This window comes from Mycolicibacterium sp. HS_4_1 (genome assembly GCF_054515875.1).
Genome location: NZ_CM137261.1, coordinates 2,439,754 through 2,461,219, shown reverse-complemented (window position 1 = coordinate 2,461,219; position 21,466 = coordinate 2,439,754). Strand labels below are relative to the sequence as shown.

23 protein-coding genes are annotated in these 21,466 nt (G+C 66.9%); 9 read left to right on the top strand and 14 right to left on the bottom strand.

The window, feature by feature from the left end:
• Positions 1 to 11 precede the first annotated feature (11 nt).
• The gene (locus ACX12F_RS11710) at positions 12 to 2,159 is read left to right on the top strand and encodes a DNA gyrase subunit A (RefSeq protein ID WP_459369717.1); all 2,148 of its coding nucleotides are present in this window, start codon (positions 12 to 14) and stop codon (positions 2,157 to 2,159) included.
• Positions 2,160 to 2,231: 72 nt separating this feature from the next.
• Here the strand turns inward: ACX12F_RS11710 and ACX12F_RS11705 are convergent, their stop codons facing one another.
• From ACX12F_RS11705 to ACX12F_RS11695, 3 genes are all read right to left on the bottom strand, one after another.
• Positions 2,232 to 3,035, bottom strand: coding sequence for a transglutaminase-like domain-containing protein (locus tag ACX12F_RS11705; protein WP_459369716.1), 804 nt, complete (start codon positions 3,033 to 3,035; stop codon positions 2,232 to 2,234).
• 97 nt (positions 3,036 to 3,132) lie between these two features.
• Positions 3,133 to 3,597 (bottom strand): dihydrofolate reductase, encoded by a 465-nt coding sequence (locus ACX12F_RS11700; protein WP_459370319.1) that lies wholly within the window; start codon positions 3,595 to 3,597, stop codon positions 3,133 to 3,135.
• A gap of 147 nt (positions 3,598 to 3,744) precedes the next feature.
• Positions 3,745 to 4,545, bottom strand: a complete 801-nt coding sequence (locus ACX12F_RS11695) for a thymidylate synthase (protein WP_459369715.1) — start codon at positions 4,543 to 4,545, stop codon at positions 3,745 to 3,747.
• A 42-nt stretch (positions 4,546 to 4,587) separates the two neighbouring features.
• Between ACX12F_RS11695 and ACX12F_RS11690 the strand changes: the two genes are divergently transcribed.
• A complete protein-coding gene (locus ACX12F_RS11690) occupies positions 4,588 to 5,328 on the top strand; it encodes a dienelactone hydrolase family protein (RefSeq protein WP_459369714.1) in 741 nt (246 codons plus the stop codon).
• A gap of 43 nt (positions 5,329 to 5,371) precedes the next feature.
• Positions 5,372 to 6,289 (top strand): HpcH/HpaI aldolase/citrate lyase family protein, encoded by a 918-nt coding sequence (locus ACX12F_RS11685; protein ID WP_459369713.1) that lies wholly within the window; start codon positions 5,372 to 5,374, stop codon positions 6,287 to 6,289.
• On the opposite strand, the gene ACX12F_RS11680 is transcribed toward ACX12F_RS11685, so the two are convergent.
• From ACX12F_RS11680 to dapB, 4 genes are all read right to left on the bottom strand, one after another.
• Positions 6,283 to 6,762: a hypothetical protein gene (locus tag ACX12F_RS11680; protein ID WP_459369712.1), complete on the bottom strand. Its 480-nt coding sequence runs from the start codon at positions 6,760 to 6,762 to the stop codon at positions 6,283 to 6,285. The genes ACX12F_RS11685 and ACX12F_RS11680 overlap by 7 nt on opposite strands.
• A 286-nt stretch (positions 6,763 to 7,048) precedes the next feature.
• On the bottom strand, positions 7,049 to 7,450 hold the full coding sequence (locus ACX12F_RS11675) for a flavodoxin family protein (protein WP_459370318.1): 402 nt from the start codon (positions 7,448 to 7,450) through the stop codon (positions 7,049 to 7,051).
• Between the two features lie 44 nt (positions 7,451 to 7,494).
• Positions 7,495 to 7,965: a tetratricopeptide repeat protein gene (locus tag ACX12F_RS11670; RefSeq protein WP_459369711.1), complete on the bottom strand. Its 471-nt coding sequence runs from the start codon at positions 7,963 to 7,965 to the stop codon at positions 7,495 to 7,497.
• 10 nt (positions 7,966 to 7,975) lie between these two features.
• Positions 7,976 to 8,710, bottom strand: coding sequence for a 4-hydroxy-tetrahydrodipicolinate reductase (gene dapB, locus ACX12F_RS11665; RefSeq protein WP_459369710.1), 735 nt, complete (start codon positions 8,708 to 8,710; stop codon positions 7,976 to 7,978).
• Positions 8,711 to 8,777: 67 nt separating this feature from the next.
• Here dapB and ACX12F_RS11660 point away from each other — a divergent pair, with 67 nt between their 5' ends.
• Positions 8,778 to 9,680 carry an NAD-dependent epimerase/dehydratase family protein gene (locus ACX12F_RS11660; RefSeq protein WP_459369709.1) on the top strand — a complete coding sequence of 301 codons (903 nt, stop codon included), beginning with the start codon at positions 8,778 to 8,780 and terminating at the stop codon, positions 9,678 to 9,680.
• Between the two features lie 13 nt (positions 9,681 to 9,693).
• Here the strand turns inward: ACX12F_RS11660 and ACX12F_RS11655 are convergent, their stop codons facing one another.
• The gene (locus tag ACX12F_RS11655; protein WP_459369708.1) at positions 9,694 to 10,602 is read right to left on the bottom strand and encodes an SDR family oxidoreductase; all 909 of its coding nucleotides are present in this window, start codon (positions 10,600 to 10,602) and stop codon (positions 9,694 to 9,696) included.
• A gap of 111 nt (positions 10,603 to 10,713) precedes the next feature.
• On the opposite strand from ACX12F_RS11655, the gene ACX12F_RS11650 reads away from it, so the two are divergent.
• Entirely contained in the window at positions 10,714 to 11,274 is a 561-nt protein-coding gene (locus ACX12F_RS11650; RefSeq protein WP_459369707.1) for a TetR family transcriptional regulator, read from the top strand.
• Between the two features lie 14 nt (positions 11,275 to 11,288).
• Here the strand turns inward: ACX12F_RS11650 and aldR are convergent, their stop codons facing one another.
• Positions 11,289 to 11,813 (bottom strand): HTH-type transcriptional regulator AldR, encoded by a 525-nt coding sequence (gene aldR / locus ACX12F_RS11645; protein ID WP_459369706.1) that lies wholly within the window; start codon positions 11,811 to 11,813, stop codon positions 11,289 to 11,291.
• A gap of 88 nt (positions 11,814 to 11,901) precedes the next feature.
• Between aldR and ald the strand changes: the two genes are divergently transcribed.
• A complete protein-coding gene (ald, locus tag ACX12F_RS11640) occupies positions 11,902 to 13,008 on the top strand; it encodes an alanine dehydrogenase (RefSeq protein WP_459369705.1) in 1,107 nt (368 codons plus the stop codon).
• Between the two features lie 162 nt (positions 13,009 to 13,170).
• Entirely contained in the window at positions 13,171 to 13,728 is a 558-nt protein-coding gene (locus tag ACX12F_RS11635) for a DUF4334 domain-containing protein (protein WP_459369704.1), read from the top strand.
• 50 nt (positions 13,729 to 13,778) lie between these two features.
• Here the strand turns inward: ACX12F_RS11635 and ACX12F_RS11630 are convergent, their stop codons facing one another.
• The 4 genes from ACX12F_RS11630 to ACX12F_RS11615 form a co-directional block, all read right to left on the bottom strand.
• The gene (locus tag ACX12F_RS11630; RefSeq protein ID WP_459369703.1) at positions 13,779 to 15,140 is read right to left on the bottom strand and encodes a M16 family metallopeptidase; all 1,362 of its coding nucleotides are present in this window, start codon (positions 15,138 to 15,140) and stop codon (positions 13,779 to 13,781) included.
• The gene (locus ACX12F_RS11625; RefSeq protein WP_459369702.1) at positions 15,118 to 17,415 is read right to left on the bottom strand and encodes a polyribonucleotide nucleotidyltransferase; all 2,298 of its coding nucleotides are present in this window, start codon (positions 17,413 to 17,415) and stop codon (positions 15,118 to 15,120) included. Before ACX12F_RS11625 ends, ACX12F_RS11630 begins: the two co-directional genes overlap by 23 nt.
• A gap of 332 nt (positions 17,416 to 17,747) precedes the next feature.
• Positions 17,748 to 18,017: a 30S ribosomal protein S15 gene (gene rpsO / locus ACX12F_RS11620; RefSeq protein ID WP_459369701.1), complete on the bottom strand. Its 270-nt coding sequence runs from the start codon at positions 18,015 to 18,017 to the stop codon at positions 17,748 to 17,750.
• A 93-nt stretch (positions 18,018 to 18,110) separates the two neighbouring features.
• Complete coding sequence (locus ACX12F_RS11615) at positions 18,111 to 19,082, bottom strand: bifunctional riboflavin kinase/FAD synthetase (RefSeq protein WP_459369700.1); 972 nt, start codon at positions 19,080 to 19,082, stop codon at positions 18,111 to 18,113.
• 80 nt (positions 19,083 to 19,162) lie between these two features.
• On the opposite strand from ACX12F_RS11615, the gene mntR reads away from it, so the two are divergent.
• Positions 19,163 to 19,882, top strand: coding sequence for a manganese-binding transcriptional regulator MntR (gene mntR, locus ACX12F_RS11610; RefSeq protein WP_459369699.1), 720 nt, complete (start codon positions 19,163 to 19,165; stop codon positions 19,880 to 19,882).
• Between the two features lie 4 nt (positions 19,883 to 19,886).
• Here the strand turns inward: mntR and ACX12F_RS11605 are convergent, their stop codons facing one another.
• Positions 19,887 to 20,438 (bottom strand): TetR/AcrR family transcriptional regulator, encoded by a 552-nt coding sequence (locus ACX12F_RS11605; protein WP_260972572.1) that lies wholly within the window; start codon positions 20,436 to 20,438, stop codon positions 19,887 to 19,889.
• Positions 20,439 to 20,531: 93 nt separating this feature from the next.
• Between ACX12F_RS11605 and ACX12F_RS11600 the strand changes: the two genes are divergently transcribed.
• Entirely contained in the window at positions 20,532 to 21,464 is a 933-nt protein-coding gene (locus ACX12F_RS11600; protein WP_459369698.1) for an aldo/keto reductase, read from the top strand.
• Positions 21,465 to 21,466 lie beyond the last annotated feature (2 nt).

Below are 21,466 nucleotides of genomic sequence, written 5' to 3'. Positions count from 1 at the left end.
AAGAGTCAACCGTGACCTCGACCCTGGACGTTCCCGAACAGAATCCGGATCTGGTCCTCGACCAGAGCGCCGACGACTACTGGAACCACTACCAGCTGACGTTTGCGCTCTACAGCGTCAGCGACCGCGCCATCCCGTCGGCGTTCGACGGCCTCAAGCCCGGCCAGCGCCGGCTGCTGTACCAGATGCACGACTCGAAACTGCTGCCCGGCAACAAGCCGCAGAAGTCCTCGAAGGTCTGCTCGGCCGTCACCGGCAACCTGCACCCGCACGGCGGCGCGTCGATGTACGGCGCCGCGGCGCTGCTGGCCGCCGAGTTCCAGCGCGTGAAAGTCATTGATGGACAAGGTGCTTTCCCGCGCATCCAGGGCGACATCCCCGCCGCCGACCGGTACACCGAGATGCGGCTGTCTGCCGCCGGTGCGGCACTGACCGCCGAACTCGACGACCACGCCGTCCCGATGGTGCCCACCTTCGACGGGGAATGGATCGAGCCCACGATGCTGCCGGCCCAGTGGCCGGTACTGCTCTGCAACGGCGCCGTCGGCATCGCCGAAGGCTGGGCCACCAAGGTGCCCGCGCACAACCCGCGCGAGGTCATGGCGGCCTGCCGCGCGCTGCTGAAGACGCCGAACATGACCGACGACCGGCTCGCCAAGCTGATCCCCGGCCCCGACTGGGGCTGCGGTTCGACGGTGGTCGGCACGGCGGGATTGCGCGAGTACCTCACCACCGGCCGGGGCGCGCTCACGGTGCGCGGCACGCTGTCGGTCGACGGCAAGAACGTCGTGATCACCGAACTACCGCCCGGTGTCGCGAGCAACACGGTGCAGGACCGGATCCGGGCCCTGGTCGAGTCGGGCGAGCTGGCCGGTGTCGCCGACATGTCGGACCTGACGGACCGCCGCAACGGGCTGCGGATCGTCGTCACCGCCAAACGCGGCCACGCCGCCGAGACCATTCGCGACCAGCTGCTCGCGTTGACCCCGCTGGAGTCCACGTTCGCCGCCAGCCTCGTCGCATTGGACGAGGACCGCGTCCCGCGCTGGTGGACGGTGCGCGAGCTCATCGGCGCATTCCTGCACCTGCGCGATTCGGTGGTGCTGCACCGCAGCCAGTACCGGCTGGAGAAGGTCACCGCCCGTAGGCATCTGGTGGCCGGGTTGATGAAGATCCACCTGGACATCGATGCGGCCGTCGCGGTCATCCGCGGCTCGGACACCGTCGACGACGCCCGGCGGGGGCTGCAGGAACGGTTCGACATCGACGAAGAGCAGGCCAACTATGTTCTGGCACTGCAGCTTCGGCGGCTGACGAAACTCGACGTCATCGAGCTGCAGGCCGAGGCGGACAAGCTGGATGCCGAATTCGCCGAGCTGACCGAGCTCGTGTCGAACCCGGACGCGCGGCGGGTGGTTATCGACAACGAACTCAAGGAGACGGCGAAGCTGTTCGCCGGGCCCGAATTCGACCGTCGCACAGTGCTCGACTCCGAGGGCACCCCGACGGCATCGAGCTCCGACGAGGACGGCCCCCGCGAACGAAAAGTCAACGCCAACTGGCGCCTTGACGATCGCGGCGTGTTCTCCGACACCCACGGCGACCTGCTCACCTCGGGGCTGGGCTGGGCGGTGTGGACCGATGGGCGCGTCAAGTTCACCAATGGCAACGGCCTGCCCTTCAAGACGCGTGACATCCCGGTGGCACCGGACATCACCGGGCTGCTGCGCTCCGGCGTGCTGACCCCCGGCTATCACCTGGCGCTGGTGACGCGGCGCGGCAAGATTCTGCGCATCGACCCGGCCGCGGTGAATCCGCAGGGCGCGGCCGGCAACGGCGTCGCGGGCGTGAAGCTGGTGGCGGGTGACCCAGAAGACACTGTGATCGCGGCCTTACCAATTTCGTGCGAGAACGGCGAAGCGATCCTGTCCACCTCCGAAAAGGGCTGGAAGGTAACCGAAGTCGCCGACATCCCGGTCAAGGGCCGCGGCGGCGCCGGGGTCGGGTTCCACCCGTTCGTGGGCGGCGAAGACGCCTTGCTGTCGGCAGTGATCTCCCCCACCGGGTTCGTGCGCAACGGCAAGACGGTGCGCGCCGAGAAGCGCGCGAAGTCGTCGGTGAAGGGCACGGGGTTGGACGTGTCGCCGGCCGGCCAGTAACCCGCGGGGTGCGACTGGCCGGGGCCTGCGGCCCGACCGCAGTGGACCTCGTGGCGCCGCACCGAAATCGGGTCAGCTGATCGATACCAGTTCGTGGGTCGAGTCGATGGGCAGATCGCCATCAGTGTCGGCCGTGACCGCGACGCGGTTCAGGTTGATGGCGCCGTTGTGATTGTCCAGGAAGGCGATATCGGCGGCATCGCGGCCGGTCGCGATGCGGACCAGGGATTGCCTGGGAGCCAGTCCTGTCGCGTCTACGACACGCCACTGTCCGTCGACCAGCGCCTCGGCGACGGTATGGAAGTCCATCGGCACACAACCGGGCGCGTATACGGCGACCAGGCGGGCCGGGACCTTCACGGCGCGCAGCAGCGCGACAACCAGGTGAGCGTAGTCCCGACACACTCCTCTTCCGGCGAGCAGGGTGTCGACGGCGCCGTCGATGGGATCGCTGGAGCCGGGAACGTAGTTCAGCCGATATCCAACCCAGTAGCAGATTTTGTCCAACAGGGTTGCGGCGTCTGAGTGCTGGCCGAATTCGGCGGCGGCGAAGCCGTACAGCCTGTCCGCTTCGGCGTATCGGCTGGGCCGCAGGTACAGCGTCCTGTCGTATTCGGTCACCGAAGCCGGGTCACAGTGCCCGTCAATCGTCGCCGAGTACTGGACGTTCAGATTGCCCGGGGCCGACTCGAAGGCGTGAATGCGGGTTCCGTGTGCTCCGCAGATCTCGCGAGGCTCTATCGCGTTGCCGTTCAACACAAATGACAGCGCCTCCGTGACCGTGGCGCCGGGGTTTTGAGCGACCGCGATCTGAAACTCCAACGTGGTCGGTTCCAGCACGTCGACGTTGAGCTCAGAGCTCACCAGTCGCTTCATGTCACAGATGATGCCAGCGCGTCAGGCTTCTCGCCCGACGACGTGCCTATTGCCGCGACGCCGGGTGTCGGGCGCTGGACGTCTCGTGCCCGGCCGGCTACAGCTGACGCCGGTAGCTGCAGAACCGGTACTTCAACCCGGTCTTGCTGGTCTGCCACTGCCCTGACGTCACCGTCCACGTGTCGTCGAGCGCCGGCGCGAACGCGTCACCGTCCGGCACGTCGACGTCGATTTCGGTGACCTCGCACCGCGTCGCCGACGGCAATGCCAGCGCGTACAGCTGTGCGCCGCCGATGACCCAGCCGTCGACCGCCGAGGGCAACGACGTCACGACCTCGGCGCCCTCGGCGGCATAGTCGGCGTCGCGGCTGACCACGACGTTGCGGCGCCCGGGCAGCGGCCGGAACCGGGCGGGTAGCGACTCCCAGGTGAGCCGGCCCATCACGACCGCGGAGCCGAGGGTCAGCTCTTTGAAGTGCGCCATGTCCTCGGGCAGCTGCCAGGGGATGTCATTGCCGCGGCCGATGACGCCGCCGTTGCCCTGGGCCCAGATCAGCTTCACCGCGCCGCCCCCGCGCGTGTCGCGGTCAGCGTGTCGGCTCTCCTGTGGCACTTGCGAATTGAACTGGTCAGCTTTCCTTGACGAGTCAAGGAAAGCTGACGGTTCCAGCTCGAACATGTCACCAGAGCCCCCTGGACCGGCACGCCGTCAGACGGCAACGGGAGCCTTGATGGCCGGGTGCGGATCGTAGTTGACGATCGCGATGTCCTCGTACTGGTAGTCGAATATCGAATCCCGCGGCGCCAGAACAAGTTCCGGGTACGGCCGGGCCTCCCGCGAGAGCTGCAGCTGCACCTGCTCGAGGTGGTTGTCGTAGATGTGGCAGTCGCCGCCGGTCCAGACGAACTCGCCGACCTCGAGGCCCGCCTGCGCGGCCATCATGTGCGTGAGCAGCGCGTACGAGGCGATGTTGAACGGCACACCGAGGAACAGGTCGGCGCTGCGCTGGTAAAGCTGGCAACTCAGCTTGCCGTCGGCGACGTAGAACTGAAACAGCGCGTGGCACGGCGGCAGGGCCATCTGGGCGATCTCGCCGACGTTCCACGCCGAGACGATGTTGCGCCGGCTGTCCGGGTTGGTCTTCAGCATCTCGAGCGCCGCGCTGATCTGGTCGATGTGCTCGCCGGTCGGCGTCGGCCAGGACCGCCACTGGACGCCGTACACAGGTCCCAGTTCGCCTGTCTCCGAGGCCCATTCGTCCCAGATCGTGACGCCGCGTTCCTGTAGCCACCGCACGTTCGAGTCGCCGCGCAAGAACCACAGCAGCTCGTAGATCACCGACTTGGTGTGCACCTTCTTGGTGGTCAGCAGCGGGAACCCGGCGGCCAGGTCATAACGCAACTGGTGACCGAACAGGCTGCGGGTGCCGGTCCCGGTGCGATCGGATTTCGGCGTGCCCTGCTTGAGCACGAGGCGCAGCAGGTCTTCGTAAGGAGTCGGCACAGCCACGCCCTCAGCTTACGTTCCGGGGCAAGGAGTAGAACGGAAGCCATGCCCGTGACCAAGGACACCATCACCACCGCCGACGGCGCCTGTGCCGTCACCGTCGCAACGCCGGAGGGCACCGGCCCGTGGCCCGCGGTGGTCATGTATCCCGACGCGGGCGGCCCGCGACAGACCTTCGATGACATGGCCGCACGCCTGGCCGGTCTGGGCTACGTGGTGCTGGTGCCGGATATCTACTACCGGGACGCCGGGTGGGCGCCGTTCGACATGGCCACCGCGTTCGCCGACGAGAGCGAACGCGGGCGGCTGTTCGGCATGATGCGCAAGGTCACCCAAGACATCATGGCGGCCGACGCGGGCGCCTTCTTCGACTATCTCGCGCAACGCGCAGATGTTCGCGGCGACAGGTTCGGGACCACCGGCTACTGCATGGGCGGCCGCACCTCGTTCGTCATCGCCGGCAAGCTGCCCCACCGGGTTGCCGCGGCCCTGTCCTTCCACGGCGGCGGGCTGGTCAGCGACACCGACGACAGCCCCCACCTGCGCGCCGACCGGATCAGCGCCGTCGTCTACGTCGCCGCCGCCGAGAACGACGGGTCCTTCACCGCCGAGCAGGGCGAGATTCTGGACCGCGCGCTGACCGACGCCGGCGTCGAGCACACTGTCGAGTTCTATCCCGCCGCGCACGGCTTCGCGGTGCCCGACAACGTCGGCGCGTACGACGTGGCCGCGGCGCAGCGACACTGGGAAGCAATGGAACGCGTGTTCGGCGCGGCGCTGAAGTAACCCCGGGGCCGGCCCGACTCCCGCTGTGCGGGACGATTGACATGTGTATGACCAGCCCAGCACTTACGAACCCGACGCCAACGAGCACGGATCCCGACTGGACCCGGTACTCGCGCGCAGCTGGCTCTTGGTCAACGGAGTGCAGTTCGACCGCTTCTCGCCGGCCACCCGGTCCAACGCCGACATCGTCATCATCGACATCGAGGACGCCGTAGCGCCCAAGGACAAGGACTCGGCGCGAGACAACGCGGCCCGCTGGCTCGGCGACGGCAACACCGACTGGGTGCGCGTCAACGGCTTCGGCACGCCGTGGTGGGCCGACGACCTGGAGATGCTGTCGAAGACCTCGGTGGGCGGCATCATGCTGGCGATGGTCGAGTCCGTCGACCACGTCACCGAGACCGCCAAGCGGCTGCCCAACGTGCCGATCGTCGCATTGGTCGAGACGGCCCGCGGACTCGAGCGCATCACCGAGATCGCATCGGCCAAGGGCACGTTCCGGCTGGCGTTCGGTATCGGCGACTTCCGGCGTGACACCGGCTTCGGCGACAACCCGGCGACGCTGGCCTACGCCCGCTCGCGGTTCACCATCGCCGCCAAGGCCGCACACCTGCCCGGCGCCATCGACGGCCCCACCATCGGGTCCAGCTCACGCAAACTCAGCGAGGCCACCGCGGTGTCCATCGAGTTCGGCATGACCGGCAAGATCTGCCTGACCCCCGAGCAGTGCGGGACAGTCAACGAGGGACTGTCCCCGTCACTGGACGAAATCGCCTGGGCCCAGGAGTTTTTCGCGGAGTTCCAGCGCGACGGTGGCGAAATCCGCAACGGCTCGGACCTGCCGCGCATCGCCCGCGCCAACAAGATCCTGGATCTGGCGAAGGCATACGGCATCCACCCGTCGATGTTCGGCGACGATCCCGACCACGTATCGGCGCCGTCGGACACCTACCACTACTGAGCGGCATCGCCGGCCTTCTTGTTGCGGCGCATGGCCGGCGCCAGCACCCGGATGATGCCGCGCAGCGCGTACCAGCCCGACAATGCGGCGAAGACGATCAGCGCGATGAACATCGGCAGCCAGCCGGTGCGGGAATGCCTGACGTTCCACCAGATGATGGCGAAGAGCACGGCCAGAATGAAGACGAGAATGTCGCGCAGGCGGCCTTCCCGATTGAAGGCGTAGTCGGTCGCCATCGATTTGAGTTGGCGGCTGCGATCGATACCTGCGACGAGTTCATCGATCCGCATGTCGATCACGCGCTGCAACTCGGCCCGCCGTTCGGTCTGCTCGACGGGGATGCGGTCCAGCAGGTCCATGTCGGCTTTGATCGCGGCCCGCACATCTGGCGGTTTGAGCTGGCCTGCCGCGACGCCGAGCAGCGCACCTCCGGCCAGTGGCGCGGCTCCCAGCGCCAGGTCCGCGATTCCCATGGTCGGCTCCTCAGCTGTCGACGCAAACGTCAATCACCCTAGCCGACCGTTCGGACGTCCCCGTTTTATGCGACGACGCGCTGCTATACCGACCAATACCGGACTGTCAGGTTCTCCTGTAGCACTTGCAGCGGGAACTGTCAACAAGTGATGACAATGTCAGCCGGTCGTGACGGCGCCGGATCGACATGCGCCATGGAAAGGCAAGCCGGAGACTCAAACGGCCAGCACCGCCGACTTGCCTACACCGGACATTCCGGTCACCAGTACGGCGCAAATCACGCCATCAGCCCATCAACGTCGCCGCGACCGTCGCGCCCAGGTTCCAGCACGCCTCGAGGTCGGCCTTGCTGGGTTTGCCCGAAACCACCACGTACTCAGTCGCTTTCGCCCAGCCCAGCCCGGTGGTGATGGCCGTGACGGCCTTCTCTGCGCCTTCGGCGCCCTCGTTGCCGTGCAGCCACAGGCCGAACGGCCGGCCGCGTGTCGCATCGAGGCACGGGTAGTAGATCTGGTCGAACGCGTGCTTGAGCGCGCCCGACATGTAGCCCAGATTCGCCGGCGAGCCCAGCAGGTAGCCGTCGGCCTCCAGCACGTCGGCGGCCGAGAGCGTCAGCGCCGGGCGCCGCACCACGTCCACGCCCTCGATCTCGGGATCGGTGGCCCCGGCGAGCACCGCCTCGAACATCTCCTGACAGTGCGGAGATGGGGTGTGGTGCACGACAAGCAGTTTCACCGTGATGCTTGCTCCAGTTGGACGGCTTTGCGGATGGTCTCCCGGGCCCTGCTGCGGTCACCCGCATAGTCGTATGCCCGGGCCAGGCGGTACCAAACCCGCCAATCGTCGGGCGTGGCCTCAACCTCGCGGCGTACCGAGTCGAACAGCGCGTCGGCGGCGTCGCGTTCGATGCGGCCGGACGGGCGCTTGGGGAGGTCACTGACGTCGAGTTCGACGCCCTCGTCGTGGGCCAGCCGAGCGAGCCGCTGGTGTGCGAAACCGGCCCGCAGGGTGGCGACCATGGCCCACAGGCCGATCAACGGCAGCACGAAGATGCCGATGCCGAGTCCGATCGCGGCGGGCTCCCCGGACCGCATGAGGATGACGCCGGAGCGCCCGAGCATCACGAAGTAGACCACCAGCGCCACGCACAGAAATGCGACGACCAGCTGGATGCGGAACACCTGCGAGCTCGGTTTGGTCATCACCGGCCCGTCACAGCCCCATCAGGTTCTCGATGCCGATGGTCAGTCCGGGGTACTTGGCAACCTCACGAACGCCGAGCAGCACGCCCGGCACGAACGACGTGCGGTCGATGCTGTCGTGCCGGATGGTGAGCGTCTCACCTTGGGTGCCGAACAGCACCTCCTGGTGCGCCACCAGACCGCGCAGTCGCACGGAGTGGACGGGGATGCCGTCGACATCCGCGCCGCGCGCACCCTCCAAGCCGGTGGTGGTGGCATCAGGGTTGGGCGGCAAGCCTTTTCGCGCCTCGGCGATCAGCTGCGCGGTGCGGGTCGCGGTGCCCGACGGGGCGTCGGCCTTCTGCGGGTGGTGCAGTTCGACGACCTCGGCCGACTCGAAGAACGGCGCGGCCAGCTTGGCGAAGTGCATGGACAGCACCGCGCCGATGGCGAAGTTCGGCGCGATCAGCACGGCGACGCCGGACTTGGCGGCCACCCAGTCACGGACCTGCGCGAGGCGCTCCTCGGTGAAGCCCGTGGTCCCGACGACGGCGTGAATGCCGTTGTCGATGAGGAACTTCAGGTTGCCCATCACGACGTCGGGATGGGTGAAGTCGACGACGACCTGGGTGTCGCTGTCGGTGAACAGACTCAACTCGTCACCTGCGTCGACGCCGACCGTGAACGTCAGGTCGTCAGCGGCCTCCACACCGTCGACGATGGTCGCACCGACTTTGCCCTTGGCACCCAGAACTCCGACTCGCATGAGGTCAACCCTAACTGTCCGGGGGCGAGCGCAGCGACGGGGAACAGCCCGTCCTACCATCAGCCCTATGCGCGGCGCCAAGATCCTCATCACCGGAGTCACCGGACAAGTGGCCACCCCGATCGCCACAGCCCTGGCCATCGACAACGAGGTATGGGGCGTCGCCCGGTTCAACAACACGCAGGCCCGCCAGCAGCTCGAGCGGGCCGGTGTCCGCTGCGAGACGGTCAACCTGACCGATGGCAACTTCAGCGCACTGCCAACGGATTTCGACTACGTGGTCAACATGGCGGTGGCCAAGAGCGGCCAGTGGGACGCCGACCTCGCCGCGAATGCGGAGTCGGTGGGCCTACTCATGGCGCACTGCCGTGGAGCGAAGGCCTTCCTGCATACGTCGTCGGCCGCGGTGTACGACCCGCCGGATGACGAGCCGCGCGCGGAATCGACGGTGCTGGGCGACAACCACAAGCACCTCTTCCCCACCTACTCGATCTCCAAGATCGCAGGCGAGACGGTGGTGCGCACCATGTCGCGGGCGCTGGATCTGCCGGCCACCATCGCCAGGTTCAACGTGCCCTACGGCGACAACGGCGGCTGGCAGTTCTATCACATGGAGATGATCCTGGCGGGTATCCCGATCCCGGTACCGCCGGGTGGTCCGGCGCGGTACAACCCGATCCACGAAGATGACATCTTGTCGACCCTGCCCAAGCTGCTGGGCGTGGCGTCGGTGCCCGCCACCACCGTGAACTGGTGCGGCGATCAGACCGTCAGCCTGCAGGAATGGTGCACGTACATCGGCGAGCTGGTCGGCCGCGAGCCGGTGTTCACCGAGGACCCGAATGCCCTGAGCGGGGGCCCGTCGGACACCACGCGCATGCACGAACTGATCGGCGGCACGTCGGTCGACTGGCGCGACGGCATGCGCCGGCTGGTGGCCAAGTTCCACCCGGAGCTGGTCAGCAGCTAGCCGTTCCGCCGCGTCAGCTCGCGCGAGGCGCGAAGTAGTGGCCGGCCTTGAGGTCTTCGAGCAGGGTCGGCTGCACGGGATCCCAGCCGAGCATGGCCCGTGTCCGTTCACTGGATGTCGGGTTGTCGAGCGCGGCGAAGCCGGCGAGGAAGCCGAACTGTGCCGCAGCGTGGTCGGACGGAATCTCCTGCACCGGCACACCCAGCCCATCACCGATGGCCTGGGCGATATCGCGGAAGGCGATCCCCTGTTCAGCCGCCCCGTGCAACACCGAGCCGGCGGGTGCCGATTCCACTGCCAGTCGATAGAGCCGCGCGGCGTCGACGGTGTGTACCGCCGGCCATCGATTCGAGCCGTCGCCCAGATACCCGGATCGTCCTGCCGCACGGGCGAATTCGATGAGAGTGGGGATGAAGCCGTGGTGATCGGTGTCCCCGTGCACCGTCGGAGCGAGCCTGATGACCGATGACCGCACGCCTCGTTCGGCCAGCGCGAGCGTGGCCAGTTCAGATGCGCCCCGCGGCGCCGACCTGTCCACGTCAGCATCTTCGGTACCGAGCCGGCCCGGCGCGCCGAAGGCGAGCATGAGGGTGCCCGAAGTGTTCACGAACGGCTTGCCAGTGCCCGTCAGGGCCTCCCCCATGGCTTCGACCGCGCGCAGGTCGGCCTGGAGCGAGTCGGCGTAGTTGGAGAAGTCGTGCTTGAAAGCCAGGTGGATGACGCCGTCAGAGGCGGCGGCCGCGGCAGCGAGCCCGGCGGGGTCGTCGAGAGTGCCGCGGTGCACCTGCGCGCCGGCCGCGGTGAGGGCACTCGCCGAGGCGTCCGACCTGGCCAGTCCGGTGACCTGATGGCCTGCTTGTAGCAGCTCGCGGACGACGACGGACCCGATGTGCCCGCTGGCGCCGGTGACGAATATGCGCATGGTTTCAGCTCCTCAAGTGATGTCAGTCCATGACATCACCGAACGTACACCCAATGTCAGTCACTGTCATCACTCACGGTGACAGTGACTGACATCGCCTACAATCCGCCCGTGGGCCGTTGGGAACCGAACGCGCAGGGCCGCCTGGAGCAGGCGGCCCTGGAGCTGTACCTGCAGCAGGGCTTCGACGAGACGACGGTGGCCGAGATCGCCACCCGAGCAGGCCTGACAGAACGCACCTTCTTCCGGCACTTCACGGATAAACGGGAAGTGTTGTTTCGGGGACGCGAACTCGCCGAGGCGCTGGAGGCGGCCATCGACGATGCTCCCGCGGCCGCCGCACCCCTCGATGCCGTCGCAGCGGCGCTGGAATCAGTGTCCGACTTCTTCGCCGAACGTCGCCCGCATGCACGCCAGCGCCAGGCCGTGATCAGCGCCAACCCCAGCCTGCAAGAACGCGAACTCATCAAGCTCGCAGCACTGGCGGCGACCATTCGGGACGCGCTGCGCCGCCGCGGTGTCGCCGACCCCGCGGCCAGCCTGGTCGCCGAGGCCGGCATCGCGGTGTTCAAGGTGGCGTTCGAACACTGGCTCACCGATCCGGCCGACCGCAGCCTCGCCGAGCACATCCGTGAGGCACTCGCCGAACTCAAGGCCGCGACCCAATCCTGAGCCGCGGCAACCGGTTACAACGGCGAAGCGCCGCGCAGGTGCTCGAAGATCAACGACGTCTGGGTGCCGGCCACATCGGCGTCGGCGTTGAGATGCTCCACCACGAACGCGCGCAGGTGCGCGGTGTCGCGCGCAGCAACGTGCAGGATGAAGTCGTCGGCGCCGGCCAGGAAATACACGTCCATCACCTGCGGCAGCCGCCGCATATGGGCGATGAAGTCGCGGATGCGCGCGCGGGCGCCCGATTGCAGACTCACCGAGATCATCGCCTGCAGCCCCAACCCGATGGCCGCCGGATCGATGTCGGCATGGAATCCGCGGATCACCCCCAGTTCCTGCAACCGCCGCACGCGGCCGTGACAGGTCGACGCGGCGATCCCGACGAGCTCCGCCAGTGCACTGTTGGGCATGCGCGCGTCGGCGTGCAGAGCGGTGACGATGCGGCGATCGACGTCGTCGAGTTCGACCGGCTGAACATCCTTCGGCTGGGACGCCTCGTGAGTCCTCGTCTTCGAAGATTGTTCAGAAACCAGCGCCATACTGAGAATTATAATCACAGATATTGCAGGTAAGTCGGCGTTTATTCACACTTAGGGCATCACCTGATCCACCTGAGGAGAACCCCAGATGCACGTCGGTATCCCGACCGAAATCAAGAACAACGAGTACCGGGTGGCCATCACCCCGGCCGGCGTCGCCGAACTGGTCAGGCACGGGCACGAGGTGTTGATCCAGGCGGGCGCCGGCGAAGGTTCGGCGATCGCAGACAACGACTTCAAGGCTGCCGGCGCACAAATTCTCACCACCGCGGACCAGGTCTGGGCTGAGTCCGATCTGCTACTCAAGGTCAAAGAGCCCATCGCGGCCGAGTACCACCGCATGCGCAAGGGTCAGACCCTGTTCACCTACCTGCACCTAGCCGCCTCACGCGAATGCACCGACGCACTGCTCGCGTCGGGCACCACCGCGATCGCGTACGAGACCGTCCAGACCGCCGACGGCCGCCTGCCCTTACTCGCCCCGATGAGCGAGGTCGCAGGCCGGCTGTCCGCCCAGGTCGGCGCCTACCACCTGATGCGCAGCCACGGCGGCCGCGGCGTCCTGATGGGTGGCGTGCCGGGCGTCGCTGCCGCCACCGTCGTCGTCATCGGCGGTGGCACGGCGGGCTTGCACGCCGCACAGATCGCCAGCGGCATGGGCGCGCAGGTCACCGTCTTCGACGTCAACCTGGACACCCTGCGCCGGATCGACGCCGAATGGGGCGGCCGGATCCACACCCGGTACTCCTCGAGCCTGGACCTGGAAGACGCCGTCAAGCAGGCCGATCTGGTGATCGGTGCGGTGCTGGTCCCCGGCGCCAAGGCGCCCAAGCTCGTCACCAATTCGACTGTGGCGCATATGAAGTCAGGATCAGTGTTGGTCGACATCGCGATCGACCAGGGCGGCTGCTTCGAGGACTCGAAGCCCACCACGCACGACGACCCGACCTTCGCCGTGCACGACTCGGTCTTCTACTGCGTGGCGAACATGCCGGGAGCGGTGCCGCGCACGTCGACCTACGCACTGACCAACGCGACCCTGCCGTACGCACTCAAGCTCGCCGACCAGGGCTGGCAGGCGGCCTGCCGGGGCGACGCCGCACTGGCCAAGGGCCTGTCGACGCACGACGGCGAGTTGCTGTGCGGCCAGGTCGCCGCGGACCTCGACCTGCCACTGGGCCACGTCGAGTACTGAAAACCCACAAACCCCACAAACCTGGCACCCATCGCCCGGTCAGCGCAGTGCCGCGCTGGCCGGGCGATGACTTTCCCGCGATGTGTGCACGCAAAGGTGCGCTACGCGTCCCTTTGCGTGCACAAATCGCTCTCTTGACACCTGTCAAGTATTGTCATCGCCATGCTCTTGCAGGAATTGCTGCCCACGCCGCCGACCACGACCGCCGCAGCCCTCGAGATCTTCGACGCCGCACCCGCCGTTGAACCCGACTTCATGATCGGCACCTGGCATGGCGCAGAAGTACCCACCGGCCACCCCATGGACGGCCTACTAGAAGCCAGCGGATGGTGGGGCAAGCAATTCATTGACAGCGAGACGGTGCACCCGCTGCTGTTCCCCGACGTTTCTGGTCAGTCGCTGTGGCCGCTCAACCCGGTACTCGCATTCTCCGGTGTCGGGCTTGCCGCCAAAATCCCGATGCTGCACCGGCTTCACGTGGCCAAGCCGATTGCCGCCCTGCGTCCGCTGCTGCAGGCCCGGTCCGCCAAGGCCCGGCTGCGCACCACCCGCTACCGCGGTGTCGACACCGCCACAATGGTTTACGACCAGCTGCCGATCATGGATGTCTTCCGCAAGCTCAGCGACGACGCCGTCCTGGGCGCCATGGACCTCCGCGGCCAGTCTCAGCCGTACTTCTTCGTGCTGCGCCGCGACAACTCGCTGCGGCTCAGCCGCTGAGATTTGTGCACGCAAATCCGCGCCGAACGCGGACTTGCGTGCACAACTCGCTAGCCGATGGAGCGCAGCTGCTTCGGCAGTGAGCGCTTTGACCGGTGCGGGCCCAGCACCGCTGCACCGAAGGGCCGCGTCAGCAGTTCGCGCGCAACGGCATTGACCTCTTCGAGCGTCACCGCGTCGATCGACGCGAGGGTCTCCGAAATCGACTTGTGGTTGCCGTAGTTCAACTCGGCGCGCCCGATGCGGTGCATCCGGGAACCGGAATCCTCCAGCCCCAGCACCAGCCCGCCGCGCATCGAACCCTTCGCAATACGCAGCTCATCGGCGGTGATGCCTTCGCGGGCAACGTCTTCCAGCACCTCGGTGGTCACCCGCGCCACCTCGTCGAAGCGATCCGGCAAGCACGCCGAGTACACCGACAGCGCACCGGCGTCGGAGAAGGTGTCGATCGTGGAGTACACCGAGTAGGCCAGTCCGCGGTTCTCCCGAATCTGTTGGAACAACCGGGAACTCAGCCCGCCGCCAAGCGCCGTGTTGAGCACCGACAGCGCCCACCGGTGCTCCCAGTTGCGCCCAGGGGTGCGTACACCCAGGTACATGTGAGCTTGCTCGGAGTCACGCTTGACGAACTGCAGTGTCGGCGTCCCTGGCACCCGGCCGGCCCCCTTGCGCGGCGGCACTGGCTTGCGACCACGCACCAGATGCGGCCGAAAGTGCTTGCGCACCAACGACACAACTTCGTCGTGGTCGATGTTCCCGGCGACCGCGACCACCATCCGGTCCGGGGTGTACCGGCGGACGTGGAACGAGTGCAGTTGGTTCCGGGTCATCGACATGATCGATTCGACGCTGCCGATCACCGGACGGCCCACGGGGTGCGCACCGAACATGGAGCCGAGGAAGACGTCGGCGAGGGTGTCCTCGGGATCGTCGTCACGCATCGCGATCTCTTCGAGCACCACGTCGCGTTCCAGCTCGACATCTGCTGCGGCACAACGACCGTTGAGCACGACGTCCGAAACCAAGTCGATGGCCAGCCCGAGATCGCTGTCGAGCACGTGGGCGTAGTAGCAGGTGTGCTCGCGCGCAGTGAAGGCGTTCAGCTCACCGCCGACGGCGTCCATCGACTGGGCGATCTCGACAGCGGTGCGCGTCGGGGTCGACTTGAACAGCAGGTGTTCCAGGAAGTGTGCCGCACCGGCCACACTGGGGCCTTCGTCGCGTGAACCGACGTTGACCCACACACCGACCGACGCCGAATGCACGTGCGGCAGGTGTTCGGTGACGACCCGGAGCCCGCCGGGGAGAGTCGTCTTGCGCACAGCGGCCGGGGCCATGAGCGCTGTCTCGGGAGAGACAGCAGAGCCCCGGCCGTCGCGCAGATTCTGACTAGGAGGTTGCAGGCGCGGCATCTGCCGGTGCGGTCTCCGAATCGGATCCAGCTTCGGCGGCGTTCGAATCCGCTGCCGCCGCATTCTCGTCATCCACCAGGACCAGCGAAATCTTCTGACCCTTGCCACGGTTGTCCGCGGAGATGTCCGCGATCTCCACGCGCAGCTTGTCGCCGACGTTCACGACGTCCTCGACCTTCGCGACGCGCTTGCCCTTGCCGAGCTTGGAGATGTGCACCAGACCGTCACGGCCCGGCAGCAGCGAGACGAACGCACCAAAGTCCGTCGTCTTCACCACGGTGCCGAGGAACCGCTCACCGATCTTCGGCAGCTGCGGGTTGGCGATGGCGTTGATCTTGTCGATCGCCGCCTGCGCCGCCTCGCCGTTCGAGGCGCCGACGAACACGGTGCCGTCATCCTCGATGGAGATGCTCGCACCGGTCTCCTCGGTGATCTGGTTGATCACCTTGCCCTTGGGCCCGATCACCTCACCGATCTTGTCGATCGGCACCTTGATGGTGGTGATGCGCGGCGCGTACGGGCTCATCTCATCGGGCTCGTCGATGGCCTCGGCCATGACGTCGAGGATGGTCAGACGCGCGTCCTTGGCCTGGGCCAGGGCACCGGCCAGCACCTTGGACGGGATGCCGTCCAGCTTGGTGTCCAGCTGCAGCGCGGTGACGAACTCCTTGGTACCGGCGACCTTGAAGTCCATGTCGCCGAAGGCGTCTTCGGCGCCCAGGATGTCGGTCAGCGCGACAAAACGACGTTCGGTCTCACCGGCTTCGTTTTCCACGTCGTCAGACACCAGGCCCATGGCGATACCGGCGACCGGGGCCTTCAGCGGCACACCGGCGTTCAGCAGCGACAGGGTGGAGGCACAGACCGAACCCATCGAGGTGGAACCGTTGGAGCCCAACGCCTCCGAGACCTGACGGATGGCATACGGGAACTCCTCGACGCTCGGCAGCACCGGCATCAGGGCCCGCTCGGCCAGCGCTCCGTGGCCGATTTCGCGGCGCTTCGGCGAACCCACGCGGCCCGTCTCACCGGTCGAGTACGGCGGGAAGTTGTAGTGGTGCATGTAGCGCTTGCTGGTCTCCGGACCGAGCGAGTCGATCTGCTGAGCCATCTTGACCATATCCAGCGTGGTGACACCCATGATCTGGGTCTCGCCGCGCTCGAACAGCGCGCTGCCGTGCGCCCGCGGGATCACGGCGACCTCGGCCGACAGGGCGCGAATGTCGGTGATGCCACGGCCGTCGATGCGGAAGTGGTCGGTCAGGATGCGCTGGCGCACCAGCTTCTTGGTCAGCGAGCGGAACGCCGCGCCGATCTCCTTCTCGCGGCCGGCGTAGGTTTCGGCCAACCGGCTGAGCACCTCGACCTTGATCTCGTCGGTGCGCTCTTCGCGCTCCTGCTTGCCGGCGATGGTCAGCGCCTGCGACAGCGCGTCGGTGGCCACCGCAGCGACGGCCTGGAAGGCGTCGTCGGCGTAGTCCGGGAACACCGGGTAGTCGGCGGTCTCCTTACCAGCGGCTTCGTACAGCTCCTGCTGCGCCTTGCACAGTGTGGCGATGAACGGCTTCGCGGCCTCCAGGCCCTCGGCCACCACGGCCTCGGTGGGAGCACCCGCGCCACCGGCGATCAGGTCGATGACATTGTCGGTGGCCTCGGCCTCGACCATCATGATGGCGACGTCGCTGTCGACCACGCGGCCGGCGACGACCATGTCGAACACAGCCTTCTCCAGCTGCTCGACCGTCGGGAAGGCGACCCACTGGCCGTCGATCAGCGCGACGCGAACGCCACCCACCGGACCGGAGAACGGCAGACCCGAGATCTGGGTCGACGCCGATGCGGCGTTGATCGCCAGCACGTCGTACAGATCCTTGGGATCGAGGCTCAGGATGGTGACGACGACCTGGATCTCGTTGCGCAGGCCGGAGACGAACGACGGGCGCAGCGGCCGGTCGATCAGACGGCAGGTCAGGATCGCGTCGGTGGAGGGGCGGCCCTCGCGGCGGAAGAACGAGCCGGGGATGCGGCCCGCGGCGTACATGCGCTCTTCGACGTCGATGGTCAACGGGAAGAAGTCGAAGTGTTCTTTCGGGCTCTTGCTGGCCGTGGTGGCCGACAGGAGCATGGTCTCGTCGTCCAGGTAGGCGACGACGGAGCCGGCGGCCTGACGTGCGAGGCGGCCGGTCTCGAAGCGGATGGTCCGGGTGCCGTAGCTCCCGTTGTCGATGACGGCGGTCGACTCGAAAATGCCGTCTTCAATTTCAACTGCAGACATGGATGTCGCAATTACCTCTCTCGGGCCCGCCCTATGCGGGTTTCCGTTTTTTCTGGTTCCTCTTTGTTACAGCTGTCGCATCGTCACACGCGAGCATCCAGAAAACCCGAAAACCATCCCGCTAGTTGCTGACGGCCGTCGATCGAAGCGGCCGGGGTCATACCCCGGCAGCCACTACCGAAGACCGCCCCACGAGGTTCAGGCGGATGCTGCAGTGTCGTTCCGACGTCTTGAGCGTTAGGCCCAAAACAGTTTCATATTACTACCCGCACCAATGCCCATCGCCAGGCCTGCCGGAGCAGACCTGGCGGTGGTTGTGGATCAGTGGTGCGTCAGCGACGCAGACCCAGACGCTCGATCAGCGAGCGGTACCGCGCGACGTCGACCTGAGCGACGTACTTGAGCAGCCGGCGACGACGGCCGACCAGCAGCAGCAGGCCACGACGGCTGTGGTGGTCGTGCTTGTGCTGCTTGAGGTGCTCGGTCAGGTCCGAGATGCGCTTGGTCAGCAGGGCGACCTGAGCCTCCGGCGAACCGGTGTCGGTCTCATGCAGGCCGTACTGACCCAGGATCTCTTTTTTCTGCTCGACAGTGAGTGCCACGAAACAACTCCATCAATTCGGTCCGCGAAGAACAACGAGGGCGCGGCCGCCGCGAACTGCAGCACGCGCGTCGGGCAGTTTATCAGGAAGCTACTACGGAACCAGAATCGTGCGGGCCCGCTGCGTATCGCGATCCATGGCCACGATGAGGTCATCGATCGAGTCGAATTTCTCCTGGCCGCGGATGCGCGAGACGAAATCGACCGCGACGTGCTGCCCGTAGAGGTCTGCCTCGGTGTCGAGCACGAAGGCCTCGACGGTGCGGGTACGGCCGGAGAACGTCGGATTGGTGCCGACGGATACCGCGGCCTGGTAGCGCTCCCCCGGCGTCACGGTGCCGACGGAAGGGCCATGCCCCAGCACGGTGAACCAGGCGGCGTAGACGCCGTCGGCCGGGATGGCCGAGTGCATCGGCGGGGCGACGTTCGCGGTCGGGAAGCCCAGCCCGCGGCCACGACCGTCACCGCGGACGACGACGCCCTCCACGCGGTGCGGCCGGCCTAGCGCCTCGGTCGCGGCGACCATGTCACCGGCGTCCACGCAGGACCGGATGTAGGTGGATGAGAACGTGACGGTCTCGGCCTGATGATGTTCGGCCACCAGCGAGATGCCCTCGACGGCGAACCCGAAGCGCTCCCCGGCCCTGCGCAGCAGCGGCACGTTGCCGCCGGCCTTCTTGCCGAACGTGAAGTTCTCACCGACCACGACCTCGAGGACGTGCAGGCGCTCGACGAGCAGCTCGTGCACGTAGCGCTCAGGGGTCAGCTTCATGAAGTCGGTGGTGAACGGCATCACCAGGAAGACGTCGACGCCCAGTTCCTCGACCAGTTCGGCCCGGCGCGTCAGCGTCGTCAGCTGGGCCGGATGGCTCCCCGGGAGGACCACTTCCATCGGATGCGGATCGAATGTCATCAACACGGTGGGTACCCCGCGGGACCGACCCGCCTTCACCGCGTGGCTGATCAACTCAACATGTCCACGGTGTACGCCATCGAACACCCCGATGGTGAGCACACATCGGCCCCAGTCCGTGGGGATCTCGTCCTGCCCACGCCAGCGTTGCACGACCGCAAGCCTACGGCGCGGCCGCGCGGCAGGCACCGTGAGATCCCCGGATCAGGTGACCATTGCCTAAACTTTGTGCTGTGAGTCCTGCAGACGACGCTGGCAACCCGCCGGATCTATCCCCGGTTGCCCAGGACTACCTCAAAGTCATCTGGACCGCCCAGGAGTGGTCACGCGACAAAGTCAGCACGAAAATGCTGGCTGAACGCATCGGTGTATCGGCCTCGACGGCCTCCGAATCGATCCGCAAGCTTGCCGATCAGGGTCTGGTGCACCACGAGAAGTACGGCGCGGTGACACTGACCGACACCGGGCGCAGCGCGGCGCTGGCCATGGTCCGCCGCCACCGGTTGATGGAGACGTTCCTAGTGCGCGAGCTCGGCTACGGCTGGGACGAGGTGCACGACGAAGCCGAAATCCTGGAGCACGCGGTGTCGGACCGCATGTTGGACCGCATCGACGCCAAGCTCGGCTTCCCGACCCGGGACCCGCACGGCGACCCGATCCCCGCGGCCGACGGCCAGGTTCCGACTCCCCCCGCCCGGCAGTTATCCGCGTGCTCGGACGGGGACGCCGGCACGGTGGCCCGCATCTCCGATCACGACCCCGAGATGCTGCGGTACTTCGACAGCGTGGGAATCACGCTCGATTCACACCTGCGCGTGGTGGCCCGGCGCGACTTCGCGGGGATGATCTCGGTGGCCGTGACGGCTGCGGACGCGGCGGCCGACGTGGACGCCGACGCCACCACCGTCGACCTGGGAAACCCTGCGGCAGAAGCGATCTGGGTCGTCGCGTAGTTGGTCAGCGGGTGGTCACCAGTCCGGCCAGCAGCAAGTCGAACATCCGCCCGCACTGCTCGGGTGACGCGCTCGCGACCATGATGCCGAGCAGCCCGGTGACGACGTCGTCCGCCGGCACGTCGGCGCGCAGGGTGCCATCGGCGGCGCCGGCAGCCAGCAGGGTTCCGACCGCTCCAACCACGCCCGCACGGGTGTCGCCCGCCGTAACCGCACCCGAATCGAATATCGCCTTCAGTGACTCGGCCATGCCCCGCTTGGCGGCCACGAACTTCGCGTAGCGGTCCATCCACAGCCGCAGCGCCTCGACCGGCGGATGGGTACGTACCAGCTCCTCGGCCGTCGCGGCCACCTCCGCCAATTCGGCGCGGTACACCGCCTCGACCAGCGCTTCACGGCTCGGGAAATGCCGGTACAACGTGCCTATACCGACGCCGGCATCACGCGCGATGCCCTCCAGCGACACCGGACTGTCAGCCGTGCCGAAGGCGAGCGCCGCCACTTCCAGGATCCGTTCCCGGTTGCGGCGGGCATCGGCGCGGATACCGTCAGCCATAGCGGAGGCTCCTCCGTTTCTGTTACGTTGAGCTAACCGGAGGTTCCTCCGAATCACTCGAGTATCGCAGAAAATCACAGCTGAGGAGCGACGATGACCGATACGACACACCCTGGCGGCCTCGGTTCGATCGGTGGTCGCCCGGTGGCCCGGATCGGCTACGGAGCCATGCAGCTGCACGATGCCGGCTCCCCTGATGCTGCGGTGGCGCTGCTGCACCGTTCGGTCGAGCTCGGCATCAACCACATCGACACCGCGTCGTTCTACGGCGGCGGAACGGTGAATGCCCTGATCCGGCAAGCGCTCCGCCCGTACCGCGACGACCTGGTCATCGTCAGCAAGGTCGGTGCGGTACACGTGCCGGACGGACCGGTGCCGCTGGCTGCCGCGCAGAAACCCGCCGAATTACGGGCTGCGGTCGAAATGGACCTGAATCAGCTTGGCCTGGAACAGATTCCGGTGGTCAACTTGCGTCGATTGGATATGACGCCTGGCGTTCAGACCGAGGGTGATCAGATCGTCGACGTCGACGATCAACTGGCGGAGATGATCGCGCTGCGAGACGAAGGCAAGATCGGCGCTATCGGCCTGAGCGCGGTGCCGGTCGAGACGGTTCGCCACGCGCTACCGGCGGGCATCACCTGCGTCCAGAACGCCTACAGCGTCCTGGACCGGGCGCAGGAGGACACCTTGCGCCTGTGCGTCAAAGAGGGCATCGCCTGGGTGCCGTTCTTTCCGCTCGGCTCGGCGTTCCCCGGATTCCCCAGTGTCGCCGACGACCCCTCGGTGCGAACAGTGGCTGAGCGAATCGGCGCCACGCCCGCCCAGGTCGGCCTGGCCTGGTTACTGGCGCACGCCCCGAACACCCTGCTGATCGCCGGTACCCGATCGGTCGCGCATCTGGAGGACAACGCCGCGGCCGGGTCAATCCGGCTCGACGCCGAGGCCCTCAGCCTCCTGGACGCGGCCGGTGCCCCGGCGGCCCCACCACACCGCGCGGAACCCTTTCTGGCCGAAGGCGACTGACC